Source organism: Dietzia sp. WMMA184, assembly GCF_002441635.1.
GTDB lineage: Bacteria > Actinomycetota > Actinomycetes > Mycobacteriales > Mycobacteriaceae > Dietzia > Dietzia kunjamensis.
Genome location: NZ_NXEI01000001.1, coordinates 2,731,447 through 2,748,136, shown reverse-complemented (window position 1 = coordinate 2,748,136; position 16,690 = coordinate 2,731,447). Strand labels below are relative to the sequence as shown.

17 protein-coding genes and 2 pseudogenes are annotated in these 16,690 nt (G+C 71.8%); 11 read left to right on the top strand and 8 right to left on the bottom strand.

The genetic code is table 11. The features are described from left to right. Nucleotides 1-3 precede the first annotated feature (3 nt). Nucleotides 4-681: a fasciclin domain-containing protein gene (locus tag CK206_RS12680; RefSeq protein ID WP_082924057.1), complete on the bottom strand. Its 678-nt coding sequence runs from the start codon at nt 679-681 to the stop codon at nt 4-6. Between the two features lie 401 nt (nt 682-1,082). On the opposite strand from CK206_RS12680, the gene CK206_RS12675 reads away from it, so the two are divergent. The 3 genes from CK206_RS12675 to CK206_RS12665 all read left to right on the top strand — a co-directional run bounded on the left by CK206_RS12675 (nt 1,083) and on the right by CK206_RS12665 (nt 4,230). Next, entirely contained in the window at nt 1,083-2,720 is a 1,638-nt protein-coding gene (locus CK206_RS12675) for a molybdopterin-dependent oxidoreductase (RefSeq protein ID WP_096906610.1), read from the top strand. A gap of 74 nt (nt 2,721-2,794) precedes the next feature. Continuing rightward, nucleotides 2,795-3,376, top strand: a complete 582-nt coding sequence (sigK, locus tag CK206_RS12670) for an ECF RNA polymerase sigma factor SigK (protein ID WP_069389927.1) — start codon at nt 2,795-2,797, stop codon at nt 3,374-3,376. Beyond that, nucleotides 3,373-4,230: an anti-sigma factor gene (locus CK206_RS12665; RefSeq protein ID WP_096906609.1), complete on the top strand. Its 858-nt coding sequence runs from the start codon at nt 3,373-3,375 to the stop codon at nt 4,228-4,230. Before sigK ends, CK206_RS12665 begins: the two co-directional genes overlap by 4 nt. 59 nt (nt 4,231-4,289) lie before the next feature. Here CK206_RS12665 and CK206_RS12660 read toward each other — a convergent pair whose 3' ends face one another. The 4 genes and pseudogenes from CK206_RS12660 to CK206_RS19885 form a co-directional block, all read right to left on the bottom strand. Continuing rightward, a complete protein-coding gene (locus tag CK206_RS12660) occupies nt 4,290-5,606 on the bottom strand; it encodes a class I SAM-dependent methyltransferase (RefSeq protein ID WP_172812182.1) in 1,317 nt (438 codons plus the stop codon). Continuing rightward, complete coding sequence (locus CK206_RS12655; protein WP_069389926.1) at nt 5,603-7,075, bottom strand: FAD-binding oxidoreductase; 1,473 nt, start codon at nt 7,073-7,075, stop codon at nt 5,603-5,605. Before CK206_RS12655 ends, CK206_RS12660 begins: the two co-directional genes overlap by 4 nt. Before the next feature lie 10 nt (nt 7,076-7,085). After that, a pseudogene (locus CK206_RS12650) lies at nt 7,086-7,658 on the bottom strand (sterol desaturase family protein); the annotation flags it as partial. After that, nucleotides 7,609-7,764: a hypothetical protein gene (locus CK206_RS19885; RefSeq protein ID WP_156523633.1), complete on the bottom strand. Its 156-nt coding sequence runs from the start codon at nt 7,762-7,764 to the stop codon at nt 7,609-7,611. The gene CK206_RS19885 and the pseudogene CK206_RS12650, both read right to left, overlap by 50 nt. 142 nt (nt 7,765-7,906) lie before the next feature. Here CK206_RS19885 and CK206_RS12645 point away from each other — a divergent pair, with 142 nt between their 5' ends. Then, entirely contained in the window at nt 7,907-8,497 is a 591-nt protein-coding gene (locus CK206_RS12645; RefSeq protein WP_069389925.1) for a DUF732 domain-containing protein, read from the top strand. Between the two features lie 11 nt (nt 8,498-8,508). On the opposite strand, the gene CK206_RS12640 is transcribed toward CK206_RS12645, so the two are convergent. Next, a complete protein-coding gene (locus tag CK206_RS12640; protein WP_069389924.1) occupies nt 8,509-9,645 on the bottom strand; it encodes a patatin-like phospholipase family protein in 1,137 nt (378 codons plus the stop codon). Between the two features lie 190 nt (nt 9,646-9,835). On the opposite strand from CK206_RS12640, the gene CK206_RS12635 reads away from it, so the two are divergent. Next, nucleotides 9,836-10,318 carry a DUF4262 domain-containing protein gene (locus CK206_RS12635; protein ID WP_069389923.1) on the top strand — a complete coding sequence of 161 codons (483 nt, stop codon included), beginning with the start codon at nt 9,836-9,838 and terminating at the stop codon, nt 10,316-10,318. A gap of 38 nt (nt 10,319-10,356) precedes the next feature. After that, on the top strand, nt 10,357-11,136 hold the full coding sequence (gene aroD / locus CK206_RS12630) for a type I 3-dehydroquinate dehydratase (protein WP_069389922.1): 780 nt from the start codon (nt 10,357-10,359) through the stop codon (nt 11,134-11,136). Here the strand turns inward: aroD and CK206_RS12625 are convergent. Beyond that, nucleotides 11,133-11,573: an SRPBCC family protein gene (locus CK206_RS12625; protein WP_096906608.1), complete on the bottom strand. Its 441-nt coding sequence runs from the start codon at nt 11,571-11,573 to the stop codon at nt 11,133-11,135. The two genes, aroD and CK206_RS12625, sit on opposite strands and share 4 nt — an antisense overlap. 48 nt (nt 11,574-11,621) lie before the next feature. Between CK206_RS12625 and CK206_RS12620 the strand changes: the two genes are divergently transcribed. The 3 genes from CK206_RS12620 to CK206_RS12610 all read left to right on the top strand — a co-directional run bounded on the left by CK206_RS12620 (nt 11,622) and on the right by CK206_RS12610 (nt 13,513). Next, the gene (locus CK206_RS12620; RefSeq protein WP_096906607.1) at nt 11,622-12,191 is read left to right on the top strand and encodes a DUF1697 domain-containing protein; all 570 of its coding nucleotides are present in this window, start codon (nt 11,622-11,624) and stop codon (nt 12,189-12,191) included. A 249-nt stretch (nt 12,192-12,440) separates the two neighbouring features. Then, complete coding sequence (locus CK206_RS12615) at nt 12,441-13,001, top strand: DUF2599 domain-containing protein (protein WP_173674790.1); 561 nt, start codon at nt 12,441-12,443, stop codon at nt 12,999-13,001. Then, nucleotides 12,998-13,513, top strand: a complete 516-nt coding sequence (locus CK206_RS12610) for a GNAT family N-acetyltransferase (protein ID WP_096906606.1) — start codon at nt 12,998-13,000, stop codon at nt 13,511-13,513. The genes CK206_RS12615 and CK206_RS12610 overlap by 4 nt, the downstream gene beginning before the upstream one ends. On the opposite strand, the gene CK206_RS12605 is transcribed toward CK206_RS12610, so the two are convergent. Continuing rightward, a complete protein-coding gene (locus CK206_RS12605; RefSeq protein ID WP_143337734.1) occupies nt 13,437-14,945 on the bottom strand; it encodes a hypothetical protein in 1,509 nt (502 codons plus the stop codon). The two genes, CK206_RS12610 and CK206_RS12605, sit on opposite strands and share 77 nt — an antisense overlap. A 45-nt stretch (nt 14,946-14,990) precedes the next feature. Here CK206_RS12605 and CK206_RS12600 point away from each other — a divergent pair, with 45 nt between their 5' ends. Both CK206_RS12600 and nadE read left to right on the top strand, forming a co-directional pair. After that, a complete protein-coding gene (locus CK206_RS12600) occupies nt 14,991-15,794 on the top strand; it encodes an alpha/beta fold hydrolase (protein ID WP_096906604.1) in 804 nt (267 codons plus the stop codon). A 72-nt stretch (nt 15,795-15,866) separates the two neighbouring features. After that, nucleotides 15,867-16,685 (top strand): annotated as a pseudogene (gene nadE / locus CK206_RS20770) (ammonia-dependent NAD(+) synthetase); the annotation flags it as partial. Between the last annotated feature and the right edge of the window lie 5 nt (nt 16,686-16,690).

The following is a 16,690-nucleotide window of genomic DNA, read 5'->3' as shown; positions in this document are numbered from 1 at the left end:
AGATCACTCCTCGGGGATGAGGACCTGGTCGATGAGGTAGACGGTGGCGTTGGCGGTCTCGACGCCGCCGCAGACCACGTTGGCACCGTTGACCATGAGCTCGTCGTCGGAACCGGTCACATCGACGTCAGCGCCGTTGAGCGTGGTCTGCATCCCGGAGATCTCGTCGGGCGTGATCTGGCCCTCCACGACGTGGTAGGTGAGGATGCCGGTGAGCAGGTCGGCGTCGGTCTGGAGCGCCTCCATCGTCGCGTCATCGATCTGCGCGAACGCGTCATCGACGGGGGCGAAGACTGTGTACTCGCCGTTGTTGAGGGTGTCGACGAGGTTGACGTCCGGGTTGACGCCGCCGGACAGGGCGGCGGTGAGGGTCGTCAGCAGCGGGTTGTTGGAGGCGGCCGTGGCGACCGGCTCCATCGCCATGCCGTCGACCGAGCCCGGTCCCTCCGGGTTGGCCTCGGCGTAGTCCGCGCACCCGGGGCCGACGAGCATGCCGGCCGGCTCGGCCTCCATGGACGAGGTCTCGGAGGAGGCGGTGGTGCTCATCATGGAGCTGGCGGTGCCCTCGGCGGTGGTCTCGGTGTCGCTTCCGTCGTCGGTCGAGCAGCCGGCGAGGACGAGTCCGGAGACCGCGGCGGCTGCGGCGATCGAGGCGACTCGGCGGGAGATCGTGATGCCCATTGTGCTGTCCTTTCGGTGGAGCCCCTGTGGTGTGGGGCTCTGTGCGGTGGGTCACCAGTGCTTCGCCGCCCCCCGTGATCCGGATGGGTCCGGCCCGGAATTTTTTTCGAGCCGCCGGCCGCAGCCGCCTGCCGCCGCCCGTCACGATGGCGTCTCGCGTGAACAGATGCGCAGGCCAGACGCCCTCCCCGGGGGCGGCGGTCGCCGGCGCGTCCATCCGCGCGAGCAATGCGCCATGCGCGGGAGCGGATGCCGATCGCGGGGCGTCGGTGAGGTGTCCCGGTGACGCCGGGGCGCCAGCCGGGGTGAGGCCACGCTGACTCCCGGGGGTTGACCTGAGCGCGCCCGGCCGTGCAGGCCGACCGGGCCGTCCGACCGGGCTGCGGCTCCGAATCAAGGACGTGAACACTCCACAGACCCGATCCCTCGTCGCGGCCAGAGCCTGCGCGGGCCTCCTCGCCACCGGCCTCGCCGTCGCGGTGGGTCATGCCGTCGCCGGAGTCGTGGCCCCCGGGTCGTCGCCGTTCCTCGCCGTGGCCGACTCGGTGGTCGACCGGGCCCCCTCCGCGGTGCGCGAGGTGACGATCGACGCACTCGGCACCGCCGACAAGCCGGCACTGATGGCAGGGCTGGCGGTCATCCTCATCGTGACGGGCGTGGTGGTGGGCCTCATCGAGCGCCGGGGACGTCCCGCCGGCACGATCGTGCTCGCCCTCTTCGGCCTCATCGGCACCGCAGCGGCGGTGACCCGGCCGACAGCGGGGCCGCTGTGGGCACTGCCGACGGTGCTCGGCGCGATCGTCTCGATCGTGGCCCTGCGGGCGATGATCGGCGCCCTGTTCCCCGCCTCTTCCGTCGCCTCGGATGCCGGACGCCCGGAGGGGGCCGCCTCCGCCGGCACCGGGGAAAGTGCCTCCTCGCCCGGCACCGCCGCGGCGGGGACCGCGACGCGACGAGATCCCGACCGTCGACGCTTCCTGATCCTGGCCGGGTCGGCCGCGGCCGTCATCGCCGCGGCCGGTGCCACGGGAATGGCACTGACCCGCCGTGCCGCCGAGGCGGTGGCCGAACGCACCGGATTGCGGTTGCCCCGGGTCCTCGCGCGGAACGCGGCGCCTGCCGTGCCGGCAGGTGTGGTTCCGGACGCGCCCGGCGTGACCCCGTTCCTCACCGACAACGACGAGTTCTATCGGATCGACACCGCTCTGCGGGTCCCTTCGCTGAGGGCCGCCGACTGGCGACTGCGCATCCACGGGATGGTGGAGCGCGAGATCGAGCTCGACTGGCAGTCGCTGATCGACAGGGAGACCCGCGAGCGCATCATCACCATGACCTGCGTGTCCAACGAGGTCGGTGGCGACCTGGTCGGCACCGCGAGCTGGACCGGCTTCTCCATCGCCGACCTGCTCGCCGAGGCCGGGCCCCTGCCGGACGCCGACATGCTGCTGTCGACGTCGGTCGACGGCTGGACGGCCGGTACCCCACTCGAGGCCCTGACCGACGGGCGCGACGCCCTGCTGGCCGTGGGGATGAACGGCGAACCGCTGCCGTTCGAGCACGGCTACCCGGTCCGTCAGGTGGTGCCGGGGCTCTACGGGTACGTCTCGGCGACCAAGTGGGTCGTGGACTGGGAGGTCACCCGCTTCGACCGGGCCAGTGCGTACTGGACGGATCGCGGGTGGGCGGAGCGGGGTCCGATCCGGACGGCCAGCCGCATCGACCGGCCCGCGCCGCTCGCCGAGTTGCCGCCCGGACCGGTCGTGGTGGCGGGCACCGCCTGGGCCCAGCGTCGCGGTATCGAGCGGGTCGAGGTCCGGGTCGACGACGGCCCGTGGCGCGAGGCGCAACTGTCCGAGGAGTACTCGGTCGACACCTGGCGGATGTGGTCGTGGACCTGGGACGCCGAGCCCGGTCTGCACACCCTGCACGTCCGCGCGACGGACGGGACCGGTCGGGTACAGCCCGAGGAGCGGCGGGAGCCCGTCCCGAGCGGCGCCACGGGTTGGCACAACCGGACGTTCCGGGTGGCGACGGCATGACCCTCATGGACATCCGCGCACCGGGAACACGGCCGCCCCGCGACCCGGACCCGATTGGCCCTAGACTGGGGATCGTGTCCGAGCCAGTCGCCCCGCCACTGACCGACCCGGGGCGCCTGCTCGAGCTCGCCGCCTCCGGTGACCTCCAGGCCTTCGGTCGCTTCTACGACCTCATGTCCCCGCGCGTCTACGGCCTGGCCCTGAGGGTCCTGCGGGACCCGGGGTACGCCGAGGAGACCGTGCAGGAGGTCTTCCTCCAGGTCTGGAAGCAGGCTGCCGACTACCGGCCGAGTCTGGGATCGGTGCAGTCCTGGGTGCTGACCATCACGCACCGTCGGGCGGTGGACCGGGTCCGATCGGAGACGTCCGCCGCGCGGCGCGACGAGATGGACGCGGCGGCGGACTTCACCCGGTCCGGCGACATCGCGGAGCAGGTCACCGAGCAGCTCTCCCGTGACGAGGACGCCGCGGAGGTCCGCAGATGTCTGGGGACCCTCACGGAGAACCAGCGCGAGTCCATCGAGATGGCCTACTTCTCCGGACAGACCTACCGCGAGGTCGCCGACCATCTCGGCACCGCGCTACCCACGATCAAATCGAGAATCCGCGACGGTCTCCGTCGCCTGAAGAACTGCCTGGGAGGTGAGCTGTCATGAGCATTCGACACCACGATCATCCGTCGGACCTGGGCAGCGTCCGTCCCGAGGACCTCGACCTCTACGCCCTGGACGCCCTGGACGATGACGAGGCCGCAGCCGTCGAGATGGCGCTGGTCAGCGCATCGGCCGAGGAAAAGTCGTCCATGCTGGCGCACATCGCCTCGACGCGTGAGGTCGTCGCCGGCATCGTCGCCGACGCCGGGCTCGACACCGCGCCCCCGCCGCAGTTGCGGGACCGCGTCCTGGAGTTGGCCGCTGCCGGTACCCCCCGCGGGCCGGCCCGGCCGGCCGACGCCGGGGACACCGACCGGGATCAGCCCGGCGGAGGCACCGACGTGGTCGACCTGAGCCGGGAGCGCGAGCGCCGGCGGCCCGGTCCGCTGTCGTTCCTCGCCGCCGCGGCGGCCGCCGTGGTGCTGGTCGCCGGTGGCGTGACCATCGGTCGCATCACCGACAACGCAGGGGGCGACAGCTCGGTGCCCGTCGCGGCCCCGCCGTCGATACCCGGCAAGGTCTCCTCGCTGCTGGCGGCGGAGGACCTCGCGGTGGTCCGCGGCCAGGTCGGCGCGACCGGTACCGCCACCGTCCTGGCGTCCAAGACGGAGGACATGGCGGTCATCTCGATGACCGACCTCCCCGAGCCGGCCACCGGCCGCGCCTACCAGCTGTGGTTGATGGGTGACCACGAGCCCATCTCGGCGGGGACGATGGAGTCCGGCCAGGTCGGACCGTCGCCCTCGGCGCAGATCGACGGCATCCGCAACTCCGAGCAGATCGGCATCACCGAGGAGCCCGCGGGGGGATCGCCGGCGCCGACCGGTCAGGTCCTCCTGGCCGTCGACATCGACTGACCCGGCGTTCCGGCTCGCAGGCGATGCCCGCGCGGGCGGCTGCCCCTCGGAGGCCTTCGTCAGGCCTGCCACCACGGCCGCAGCGGCACATCCCAGGTCATGGTGTCGCCCAGCCGGACCGCGAGGATCTGGTGCAGCTGGATCTTGTTGTGTTCGAACCCGTACTGGCACGCGCCCATGTAAAGGCCCCACAGTTTGGCCATGGGCTCGTCGACCTCCTCCACGGCGTCGTCCCAGTGCTCGACCAGGTTGGCGCACCAGTCCCGCAGGGTGAACGCGTAGTGCTGGCGCAGGTTCTCCTCGTGCACCACCTCGAAGCCCGCGTTCTCGGCCTCCAGGTGCACGGTCCCGGCGCCCGCGAGCTCGCCGTCGGGGAAGATGTACCGGTCGATGAACTGGCCCGCCTTGACCGTGCGCGAGTTGTCCGGCCGGGTGATGCAGTGATTGAGCAGGCGCCCGCCGGGCCGCAGATAATTGTGCAGCCGGGTGAAGTAGTCGTGGTAGTTCTTGCGGCCGATGTGCTCGGTGATGCCGATCGAGCTGACGGCGTCGAAGTCGCGTTCGGGTACGTCCCGATAGTCCTGCAACCGGACCTCCGCGAGGTCACCCAGTCCGTCGCGCGCGATCGCGGCCTGTCCCCACTCGGCCTGCTCCTTGGCCAGGGTCACGCCGATCACCCGCACGCCCCGCGCGGCGGCGTAGCGGACCATGCCGCCCCAACCGCACCCCACGTCGAGCAGCCGGTCGCCGGCCTGGAGACCCAGCTTGTCGAACACCAGCCGGTACTTGTTCTCCTGCGCCTCCTCGAGGGAGGTGTCGGGGGCGGTGTAGCAGGCGCACGTGTACGTCATGGATTCCCCGAGGATCCACTCGTAGAAGCGGTTCGACACGTCGTAGTGGTAGCTGACGACCTCGGAGTCCCGCTCCTTGGAGTGTCGGCGCATCCCCGACACCACCCGCTTCCACGCGGGCTTGACCTCCATGGGCGGCGTGGGGAGGAATCTGATGTTCTCCGTGCCCACCGCCCGGGCGATCCGGGCGAGGGTCCGGGCATCGGGGGTGCGGGTCATGTGTTTGCGGAAGACCTCGAGCGCCCCGAACACGTCGTGGGGCGCCCCGGGGTGGACACCGTCCATCTCGAGTTCACCCATGAGGTAGGCCCGCGCGAGCCCGAGGTCACCGGGGGCGGTGACGAAGTACTGCAGCGCCTTCTCGCTCTTCAGCCGCAGCACCAGGTCACTGTTCTCCGGTCCGATCGAGGACCCGTCGTAGGCCTCGATCCGCAGGGGCGGTTCACCGGCGGCGAAGGCGCCGATGATCTCGCCGATCGTCATCTTCCCCGGGGCACCAGCGGTCCCCGCACTCGTCGTGGTCACCGTGCACCCACCGCCTTGTCGTAGAGGGTCGCGAACCGGCCCTCGGGATCGAATTCCGTCTTGAGCCTGCCCGCGTGGTCACCGCCGTAGAGCTGGGCGAACTCCTCGCGGGAGTAGAAGACCTCCGAGTACAGCGACTTGTGACCGCCGAGTGCGGAGACCTCCTCCTCGATGCGCCGGTTCCACGCCCCCTCGGCCGTGCCGGGTCCGATCGGCGCGGACGACCAGAAGCCGATGTTGACGTAGGTCGTCTCCGGGGCCAGCGGGTACAGCGGCCAGGGCCGGTCGGAACCGGGGCCGCCGCCCACGCCGGGCGAGGGGCTGGACTCGCGCAGGCGCAGCGGGCAGATCCACAGCGGCTCGATGGGCACCTCGCGCAGGAACCACCCGAGGAAGTCGGCGGTGTGGTCGATGGTGACCTCCACGTCCTGCACCACCCGCTCGCGCGGGCCCTCGCCCTTGAGCGCGCCGATCCTGTTGCCCAGGTCGTATTTGTGGTCCAACCCGATGATCTTCCAGTACGCCGCGCTCCTCAGCAGCTGTTGCGGCCAGAACCTGCGGATGCGCGGGTTCTGCACGCCGAACGCCCGCGAGCACCAGAACCAGTCCGTGTCCCAGCGCCAGAGGTAGTCGCGGATCGTCAGGCGGTCGCGCTCCACCGAGCCGGCGGGACCGCCGTGCTGGATCGAGCGGTAGAAGATCGCCTGCTTGTCGGCCACCCCGGTGTAGTCCGAGACGGGCCCCGGCTCGTCGGTCCGCCGACCCAGGCACAGGTACGACTCGTCGGCCGAGAACACGACCCCGTCGAGGAAGTCGACCTCCTCGTCGTCGTATCGCTCGTCCTCGCTGATCCGCGCCAACGCCGCCTCGAGCGCGGTGAGGGAGTCGAACCGTACGTGTCGCAGTTCCACGAAGCGTCCCACCGGCTCGAGTGCGATCCGCAGCCGCACCGCGTACCCGAGCGAGCCGTAGGAGTTGGGGAAGCCACGGAAGAGCGCGCGTTCGCGCTCGGTGCCGTCGGGGCGGGCGGTGACGATCTCGCCGGTGCCGGTGAGCACGTCCATCTCGAGCACGGACTCGTGCGGTAGGCCCAGGCGGAACGAGGAGGACTCGATGCCCAGCCCGGTGACCGCGCCACCGAGGGTGATGGTCTTGAGCTGCGGCACCACGTACGGCATCAGCCCGTGCGGCAGCGTCGCGTCGACCAGGTCCTCGTAGGTGCACATGCCCTGGACGTCGGCGGTGCGCGCCCCGGGGTCGACGGAGATGACGCGCGTGAGACCGGAGGTGTCGAGACCGGGCGACGACGACGAGGCGCGCGGCCGGAACAGGTTGGACGTCCGCTTGGCCAGCCGAACCGGTTCACCTGCGGGCACGGCCCGGAAGCTCTCGACCAGTCGCCGCACGCCTTCGTCATGTCGGGCGGTACCCACGACGAGTGGGTCGGCGAGGCTGGTGGCAGTTCCCATGCGCCCCACCCTAGTGCGGCTCGGGGACCCCGGCGCATGATCGGGGGATGGGTGCCGGCACCGGGGCGGGCCTCCACCCCGGTGGGCCGAACGCGTAGCCGAGCCGCTCGCGCCAGCTCGCGGCACCGCGGAGGTCCCGCCAGATGGCGACGTACTCGTGCGTCTGGAGCCAGAACGGGTTGTGCGAGGTCACCGGCGTCGTGAGCCCGTAGGTGGGCCGGTGGGTCTCGGGGCGGAAGGTGCCGAACAGGCGGTCCCAGATGATGAGGATCCCGCCGTAGTTGCGGTCCAGGTATTCGGCGTCGCTGCCGTGGTGCACGCGGTGGTGAGAGGGGGTGTTGAACACGAACTCGACCGGTCCGGGCAGCCGACCGATGCGCTCGGTGTGCACGAAGAACTGGTAGACGAGCGAGATCGAGAACCCGGTGAAGACCATCCACGGCGGCACCCCCAACAGCGGTAGAGGCAGCCAGGCGACGATCTCCCCGGAGTTGTTCCACTTCTGGCGCAAGACGGTCGCGAAGTTGTAGTACTCACTCGAATGGTGGGCCTGGTGGGTGGCCCAGACGAGCCGGATCCGGTGCCGAGATCCACTCGATGGCGACGAGCGCGATGAACACCGGAAGTGCCAGCAGAACCGGCTCGTGCAACGGATCCGCGAGGGCCCCCAGCGACTCGGAGTACCCCATCTCGTTCAGATCTCGATTGTGACACCACTCACAGACAATCGGGGCATCAGGCCCGGTCGGGCCGCGCAGGTGCAATACCCTCGCGACAGCACCGGCCCCGAGTGCCTGTGTCGCGCAACCGACTCGAAGAGGAGGACCCACCGTGGCCGTCACACCCCGGTCCGTACGCACCCGTTCCCGCACCCTCGCGGCCGCATCCGGCCTCGCAGCTCTGGCCCTCGTGCTGGGGGCCTGCGGCGAGGAGGGCGAGGCCGAGCAGGCCGTCGGCGAGGCCACCAGCGCGGTGGGGTCCGTCGCCGCCGAGGCCACGTCGGCGGTGGGTGACGCGATGAACGACGGCGGCGAGGGCGGCGAGGGCGGCGCCACGACCGGCAACGGCCCGCAGCCCGAAGGCTCCGAGGAAGGTGGGGGCGAGAGCCCGAACCCGGACGAGGAGTTCCTGAACGACATCCAACGCGTCGGCGTGGACACGCCGGACGAGCAGGACTACATCACCCGCGGCCGTGACGCCTGCGCGTCGTTCGACGAGGGCACCGGCTACATCGACGTGCTCCAGATGTACAACGACGCCCATCCCGATGCTCCCGTGATCGAGGCACCGGCAGTGGTGACGGCCGCGGTCAAGGCGTACTGCTCGCAGCACCTGCCGCTCGTCGGCGACGGAGGCGAGAACGGCGGTGGCGAGAACGGCGGAAGCGAAAACAGCGGAAGCGAAAACAGCGAAGGCGCCTAGGACCGACCCCGTCAGATCCCGGCGCGGTCGAGCGCCTCGGCGGTGAGGCGGCGGCCCAGCGCGATCAGCTCGTCCGCCCGGTGGAAGTCGAACGTCGAACACGCGTCCGAGGGGACCTCCACCAGCACATCGGGGCGGTTGCCGGCCATGCGGTAAGCCGTCACGATGCTCTCCATCGCCTCGATGGTGTGGGTGACCACGTCGAAGATCCGTAGGGACCCGGGAAGGGATTCCTCGGCATCGGCGGCGACCTCCTGCTCGCCCTCGTCGACCACCTCTTCCACCACGTCAGACGGCTGACCGGGCGCCCGGACTCCGGCCGTCCCGTCGTAGACGCCGTCGACCGCGTCGTCGGCCACGTCACCGCCGGCATCCGATGAGTCCTCGTCCTCCGGGACAGCCGGATCCTGACCGAGTCGCGCGGCGATCAGTCGCACCAGGTCGCCGTCGCGGACATCCGCTGCGGCGGTCCGGATCCGGCCTGTCAGCGTGCCCGCCGGCCTCGCCCCGGCCGCGGCACCCCTCCGGGAGATCTTCGGCTCGGCCTCGGGGGACACCTCGTCCGGATCCGAACTCTCCTGGAACGTCGACCCTCGGATCCCGGACCGACGCCCCGTCAGCGAGACCGCCAGCAGCAGGTCGCTGTTCACGGGCGCCAACGGTTCCAGCGGGACGGGGTTGGTCACGCCACCGTCGACGATCAACCGCCCTCCGACCAACGCCGGGGTGATGACGCTGGGGATGGCGAACGACGCCCGCACCGCCACGTCCGCGGGGCCGCGGGTGAACCAGACCTCCCGGCGGGCCCGCAGATCGGTGGCGACGGCGGTGAACGGGATCTCGAGATCCTCGATGCGGACGTCGTCCAACATCGCCCCGATCACCGCCATGATCCTGTTCGCCCGGATGGCGCCGCCGCCCGCGAAGGAGACGTCGAGGAGCCGCAGGACGGCGGGCTGGGTCAGGCCCCGCACCCACTTCTCGAAGTCGTCGAGCTTGCCGGCCGCGTAGAGGGCACCCACGACGGCACCCATCGACGCCCCGGAGACACCGACCACCTCGTGTCCACGTGCCTGCAGCTCACGGATCACGCCGATGTGTGTGTATCCACGCGCCCCGCCCGAGCCCAGTGCCAACGCGACCCTCACAGGCGCCCCTTTCGGTCGAGTCCGACCACGCGTCCCCCGCGTGTCCGCCCCCAGTGTGCACCCGTCCCGTCCGGGTACAGGACGTCAACTCCACGGTCCGTGTCGTAGGTGGGATCTACCGTCAGCATCGCATCGAGCACCTGTTCGACGCCGGGCACCGGGCCCGATACACCCGCACAGAGGAGATCCCATGTCCCACACCGCCATCCCGCCCCGTACCGGCTCCGCCTACGCCCCCACCATCGACCGCGACATGCTGCGGGTCGCCGCTAACGTCGAGCGCTCCGGGATGCACGTCGTCCACGTCGGCGAGGGCTGCGACTGCGGCGACTGCGCCGCCACACCACTTCCTCCGGACGACAGGTTCGGCTACACCATCGGACTGACGGATCTGGGGCACCCCGAGTTGCTCGTGCGGGGCCTGGCGGCGCGGGAGACCGCCGATCTGCTGGGCCGGTGGGGCGAGACCGTCCTGGCCGGCCAGGTCTTCGATGCCGGGCACCTGCTGTGCGAGGGCTCCGGCGGCCCGACCTGGGAACTGGTCCCCGTACGCCGGCCGTCCCGCACCCTGCGCTGGGCGGGCAGGTACTACCGCACCTCCGGAACCGGGGGCCTGGCCGCGCTGGAGTTGATCCCGGCCCGCCGGCCGTGCCCCTGCGAGGGGTGTAGCTGACGGTCCGGGCCCGGCGAGGGTCGTCGTAGGGTCTAACCATGCCCCGTCACCAGCTGCACCTGGATGCGCGTTCGCCGTCGATCATCGTCCCGATCACCGCCGGCGACCTCACGCAACTGGAGCAGCAGGCCGCGGCGTTGGCCGACGATCCCGTGGTCGATCTCGTCGAGTGGCGGGTCGACCTCTACGAGCCCGCCCCCGCCCGGTCCGGGGCGGCCGCCGCCGAGGCCGGGACGTCGACCGATCCCGGCCCGGCGGTGGCAGCGCTCGAGGCCCTGGCCGGGCTGCTTCCGGACACCCCGATCCTGGCCACGTTCCGCACCACGGCCGAGGGCGGTAGTGCCGGGATCACCGACGACGCCTACATCGCGCTGGTCGCATCTCTCGCGGCGACCGGCCTGGTGGCGGCGGTGGACGTCGAGCACAGGCACCCGCGGGCGGCACGGGCGATCGAGGCGGCCCACGCGCACGGCACCTCGGTGGTGGCGTCGAACCACGACTTCGATGCCACCCCGCCGGCCGCGGAGATCGTCGCTCGACTGGAGGCCATGGAAGCCGCCGGGGCGGACGTGGCCAAGATCGCCGTGATGCCCCGCTCGGCGGCCGACGTGGTGACGCTGATCGCGGCCACCGAGAGTCGCCACCGCGTCGCCGGTATCCCGCTGATCACCATGTCTATGGGCGCGCTCGGGGCGGTGACGCGTATCGGCGGCGGCACGTTCGGATCGGCGGCCACCTTCGCCACCGTGGGCGCGGCTTCGGCGCCGGGGCAGTTGCCGGCGGTCGGGGTGCGGGCCGCGCTCGATCTGCTGGGTTAGCCGTAGCGCCGCAGGACCTCCTTGCGGAGGCCGGAGGTGGCCACGTCCGCGATGTGCTTCTGGGCCTTCTTGAGCATCACTCCGGGAAATTTGATCTTGAGGTCCACCTCGAGGTCGAAGACCACCTCGGTGGTGCCGTCGCCCTTGTCCGTCAGCACATAACGCGCGTTCTGCACATTCTGGGTGCTGCTCTCGACGAGCGACCAGCTCACCTCGCCGTCGTACCACTCATACCGCACGACCATCTCGTCGGTCACGCCGTACTGCGCGATCTTCTCCCACACCACGATCGGCCACCCGTCGTCGTCGGCCTCGCGGATCTCGACCTCGCGGTGGGCCTCCGACCAGTCGACGAGGGATTCGACGTCGGCGAGGACCTCCATGATCTCCGGGATGCCGGCCTCGATCGTGGTCACTGACTGCACTGACACTGCCATGTCGCCAAAGTTACCCTCGCGGCCCGCCCGTGGTGCGAGGATCGGTCCATGAACGCCACAGCCGGTCCCGGCGGGTCGAGCTCAGACCGCAAGGTCGCGTTGCTGCGGGGGATCAACGTGGGCAGGTCGGCCAGGATCGCGATGGCGGACCTGCGGGCCTGCACCGAGGAGTCGGGCTGCACGGAGGTGAGAACCGTCCTCGCCACCGGGAACGTCGTGCTCACCGACCCACGCACCGAGGACGAACTCCGGGCGGTGCTCGAAGCCGCCTACGCCGACAGGTTCGGCTACGACGCGGTGGTGCAGGTCCTCACCCGCGATGCGGTCGAGGAGGCGGTGGCGGCGTACCCGTTCGAGTCGCTCGACGAGCACCACGACTACGTCGTGTTCTCCGATGACCCGGCGGTCACCCGGGCGGTCGCCGAGGCGATGGGCGCGGCGATCGAGCCCGGCGGCACCGAGGTCGTGACAGCGGGATCAGGGTGCGTGTACTGGCGGGTTCCCAAGGGGGCGACGCTGAGCTCGGCCGCCGGCAAGGCCTCCGGCAACCGAGCGCATGACCGTCACCTGACGAGCAGGAACCTCCGGACGCTACACAAGATCCTCGCGGTGGGCTGAGACGCGTCAGGGCCCCTGGACGGACGCGCCGATCGTGTCGACGAAGGCAGCGAGGGGCCCGAAGATCGCGGGGAAGATCCCGTCCCACATGGCCTGCAGCTGGGAGAGGTCGAACGGGGGCATCGGTCACGCTCCTTCTGTGGGAGGGGTGGCGTGCGGGCTCTCCGCCTGCGCCGGTTCCCTTCCGCAGACAGGATCCTCTGCACACGGGCTCGGACGCAACCCTTTGCCCGTGGCAGACTGCGAGCGATGTCCCACCGCCCGCCCACCGGATCCACTGCCGCCGCACTCGGCGCCGTGCTGTTGGCGGCCCTCGCGCTGGGTGGGTGCTCGTCGGACCCGCAGGAACCCGCGCCCGGTGACGCGGGCGCGACGACGTCCGTGTCCACCTCCGCGGCGCGGGTGCCGACAGCCGCGCCGCGGGAGTCCCCGCCCCCGGCGCGGTCGTCGTCCCCCGCCACCGACAGTCCCGTCCCCTCGGAGTGGGGCTCGCCCTCGCCCGTCCCGCCGTTCATCGAGGCCGCGACCTGGGGCGACTCCGACTACGGGGTGACGCTCGAGGTCGCCCCGTCCACCGCCGGCCGCCAGGCGTGGGGGGAGGGCGACTCGCGAACGGCCTGGCGGGAGGTCGTCCGGCTCGTCCCCGAGGCCGACAGCCCGGGGATGTGGGAGCAGTTCGACTGCCACTGGACCTGGGCGCGACTGCTCGAGCCGGACAAGCCCACCTGGAATCTCGAGCCGTGGCGGCCGGTGGTCTCGCCCGAGCGCATGCTGGCCGAGGGCTGCAACCCGGGAGGGCCGGAGGTGTGAGGGCGATCCGCCGCGCCACCGTGGCCGACGCCGCCGGTTGTCTGGACGTGTACGCGCCGTACGTCCGCGAGACCACGGCGACGTTCGAGACCGAGGTGCCGCCGGTCGACGAGTTCGCGGCGCGGATCGACCGGGCACTGGCGGGGTACGACTGGCTGGTGGCCGAGCTCGACGGCCGGATCGTCGGGTACGCCTACGCCGGGCCGGTCAAGGACCGCGCGGCGTACCGCTGGTCATGCGAGGTGAGCGTCTACGTCGATCCGGGCGCGCACGGCCTCGGGTTGGGGCGGTCGCTGTACCGGGAGCTGTTCGCCCGGCTCGAGGCGGCCGGGTTCCGCCGACTGCTGGCGATCGTGACCCTTCCCAACGAGCCGACTGTGGCCCTACACCTGGCCATGGGGTTCCGCGAGGCGGGCCGGCTGGAACGGATCGGGTTCAAGCACGGGCGGTGGCTCGACGTGGGGTGGCTGCAGGCCGACCTGGGACCGGAGTCCGGCGCGCCGCCCCACTGACCTGCCCGAGGTCTGCCTCGACCTGCCCGCCCGGCCCGGTGCGACCGGCGGCCGGGGTGGCGCGGCGCACCAACCCGGCGCACAGCTCGTCGAGCCACCCGCCCACCGAGGCCCGCGCGGCGGGCGTGTCCGGGTAGCGGCAGCGCACGTGCAGTCCCGAGCCGTTGACCACGAACCACACCATCACCCCGTCGGTCCGGATCGCGGCCGACACGTGCTGCGGGCTGAGGCTCAGGTCCACGTCAACCGGCAGGCGGCGGTGGTCGAGCCACGAGACCGCGAACATCCCCGGGGTGTGCGGCATCCCGCCGTACGGGGCGAGTATCGGCCCCAGTGCGTGCGAACCGAGGTCGACGGCCTCGCGCACGGCCACCGCGCACGCGGCCGGGTCGGGGTCGTCGCACTCGATCACGGAGTTGGTGATGAACCACCCCACCGAGTCGTTCCAGCGGGCGGAGCGCACATCGTGGCGGGAGTGCACCGGCAGGACCGCGCGCAGGCCCACCCCGGCGCGGCGGTGGAGTACGGCCGTCATCTCGGAGATCGCCAGCGAGATCATGCGTACTCCGCCGGCGGTGGCCGCCTCATCCAGGGCGGCGACCCCGGCCGGGTCGAGCACGTCGCGCACCTCGACCACCTCCTCGCGCGGGGTGGAGATGTCGCCCAGGTCGAGCGGGAATACCGGCATCTCACCGCCGCCGCGGGCCAGGATCGCGGCCCAGCGTCGGTGCACCTCGTCCGGCGCGGGCGGGCGGGCGGCGAGCTCGGCGGTGTGGGCGGCGAACGCCGTCGCCGGCGGCAGGCAGGTGCCCGGTTCGAGGCCGCAGGCCAGGTCGTCGAGGCACGAGCAGAAGTCGCGCATCAGCACCAGCAGCGACCAGGCGTCGACGTGGCAGTGGTCGAGCCCGATCACCACGACCGGCCGCTCTCGCTCGTCCCGCGGCTCCACCAGGCACAGCGCGTGCGCCGGCCGGGAGAACGGGCAGCACGCCTCGTCGAACACCCGGCGCAGGACGGCCCTCGGGTCCTCCCCCGGCTCCGCGGGCGGGGTCCGCCACCCGAGTGGCCGCACGGTCACGGGCCGAAGGCGCAGCTCGTCGTCGTTGTCGTCGTCACGGTCGTCGCGGCCGTCGCGGTCGGTCCTCCCCTCGTGCTCGTCGCGGTCGTGCCCGCCTCCGGTGAGCACCGTGCGCAGCGTCTCGTGGCGCGCGACCACCGCGAGCCACGCCCGCGCGACCTCGTCCCGGTCGGCCGGGAACGGCAGCGTGAACGCCACGGCCATCCACGAGCCCGGGCGGGGGCCGAGCAAGGCGTGGCGCGCCTGGTCGAACGAGGGAGATCGATCCTCGCCGTGAGCTGGGGTGACATCGGTCGCAAACCGGTGCACGACGCCGTCGGGGAGCGACATCCGCGTTACGGTGGTGAGCCTCATGGCCCGGACGGTAGGGGCGGCGTGTTACGGGGAAAGGCGCGAAGTGTGACGACGACGAGACGGCTCGACGCCCGGCCCGGCGGGGACGGGCCCGCGCTCGCCCGCGACGTACGCGGGGACGGGCTGCCGGTGGTGCAGTTGCACGGGCTCAGCTCGAGCCGGCGCCGCGACGAGGTGTTCGGCCTCGACCTCACGGCGGGCCGCGACGGCCTGCGGGTCGTGCGCTACGACGCCCGCGGTCACGGTGAGTCCCCGGGCACCGCGGACCCGGACGACTACACGTGGCCGGCGCTGGCCCGCGATCTGCTCGCCCTGCTCGACGAGGAGTTCCCCGGCCAGCGAGTCCACGGTGTGGGTCAGTCGATGGGGTCAGCGACGCTGCTGACCGCGGCGGTGGCCGAGCCGGAGCGGTTCGCATCGCTCACCCTGGGCATCCCGCCGACGGTGTGGCAGTGGCGGCGGGAACAGTCGCGGCTGTACGAGTTGGCCGCGCGGCAGGTGGAACGCTGGGGCGGGGCCCGGTGGTCCGAGGTGACGCGGCAGCCGCCCACCTCGCCGGCCATCGACCCGGCCCGGCCGGTCACCGCGCCCGACGTGGCGGACGAGTGGCTGCCCGCGGCGTTCCGGGGCGCGGCCGCGACCGATCTGCCGCCACGGGAGGAGGTGGCCCGGCTCGGGATGCCGGTGCTGTTGCTCGCGTGGCCCCTGGATGCCTCGCATCCGCTGGAGGTGGCCGAGGAGCTTTTGGAGTTGCTGCCCGACGCCCGGCTGGAGGTGGCTCACACCCCGGCCGAGGTGGCCTCGTGGCCGCGGGTGGTGGGTGACTTCATGCGTGCTGGCGGCGGCTGAGCGGGGCAGCGCCCGGCGACCCGGCGGCGCCCGAGCGGTGGCACCGCGGCGCCGGCCTCGCACAATGGGGCCATGCGTGAACTTCAGAGGACGATCATCGACAGCCTCGGGGTCCGGCCCGACATCGACCCCGCCACCGAGGTGGAGCGACGGGTGCGGTTCCTCGTGGACTATCTCACCACCAGCGGCGCCAAGGGCTTCGTGCTGGGCATCTCCGGCGGGGTCGACTCCACCCTGGCCGGGCGCCTGGCCCAGATCGCGGTGGAGCGGGTGCGCGCGGACGGCGGCGACGCGGTGTTCGTGGGGATGCGCCTGCCCTACCGGGTGCAGCACGACGAGGCCGACGCCGTCGCCGCGGTGGAGTTCGTCGACGCCGACGAGACCGTGACCGTGAACGTCGCACCGGGGGTCGACGCCCTCAACGGGGCGATCCGGGAGGGCACGGGGGCCGAGCTCACCGACTTCACGAAGGGCAACGCCAAGGCGCGTCACCGCATGGTCGCCCAGTACGCGCTGGCCGGGGACCGCGGTCTACTGGTGATCGGCGCCGACCACGCCGCCGAGAACGTCACCGGGTTCTTCACGAAGTTCGGCGACGGCGCCGCGGACGTGTTGCCGCTGTCGGGGCTGAACAAGCGGCAGGGTCGCGCCCTGCTCCGCCAACTGGGCGCCCCAAAGCGACTGTGGGACAAGGTGCCCACCGCCGACCTGCTGGACGAGAACGAGGGCCAGACCGACGAGGACGAACTCGGCCTGCGCTACGACGACATCGATGACTACCTCGAGGGCCGCGACGTCCCCGAGCACGTGGCGCGGACGATCGAGACGGTGTGGCACCGCAACCGGCACAAGCGCACCACGCCGGTCGAGGTCTCGGACACGTGGTGGCGTCCGGG

Excerpts from the sequence above, each read along its gene's own strand:
- CK206_RS12680 (WP_082924057.1), bottom strand. The coding sequence starts at position 681 with ATGGGCATCACGATCTCCCGCCGAGTCGCCTCGATCGCCGCAGCCGCC.
- CK206_RS12665 (WP_096906609.1), top strand. The coding sequence starts at position 3,373 with ATGAGCATTCGACACCACGATCATCCGTCGGACCTGGGCAGCGTCCGT.
- CK206_RS12655 (WP_069389926.1), bottom strand. The coding sequence starts at position 7,075 with ATGGGAACTGCCACCAGCCTCGCCGACCCACTCGTCGTGGGTACCGCC.
- CK206_RS19885 (WP_156523633.1), bottom strand. The coding sequence starts at position 7,764 with ATGGGGTACTCCGAGTCGCTGGGGGCCCTCGCGGATCCGTTGCACGAG.
- CK206_RS12635 (WP_069389923.1), top strand. The coding sequence starts at position 9,836 with ATGTCCCACACCGCCATCCCGCCCCGTACCGGCTCCGCCTACGCCCCC.
- aroD (WP_069389922.1), top strand. The coding sequence starts at position 10,357 with ATGCCCCGTCACCAGCTGCACCTGGATGCGCGTTCGCCGTCGATCATC.
- CK206_RS12625 (WP_096906608.1), bottom strand. The coding sequence starts at position 11,573 with ATGGCAGTGTCAGTGCAGTCAGTGACCACGATCGAGGCCGGCATCCCG.
- CK206_RS12620 (WP_096906607.1), top strand. The coding sequence starts at position 11,622 with ATGAACGCCACAGCCGGTCCCGGCGGGTCGAGCTCAGACCGCAAGGTC.
- CK206_RS12615 (WP_173674790.1), top strand. The coding sequence starts at position 12,441 with ATGTCCCACCGCCCGCCCACCGGATCCACTGCCGCCGCACTCGGCGCC.
- CK206_RS12605 (WP_143337734.1), bottom strand. The coding sequence starts at position 14,945 with ATGAGGCTCACCACCGTAACGCGGATGTCGCTCCCCGACGGCGTCGTG.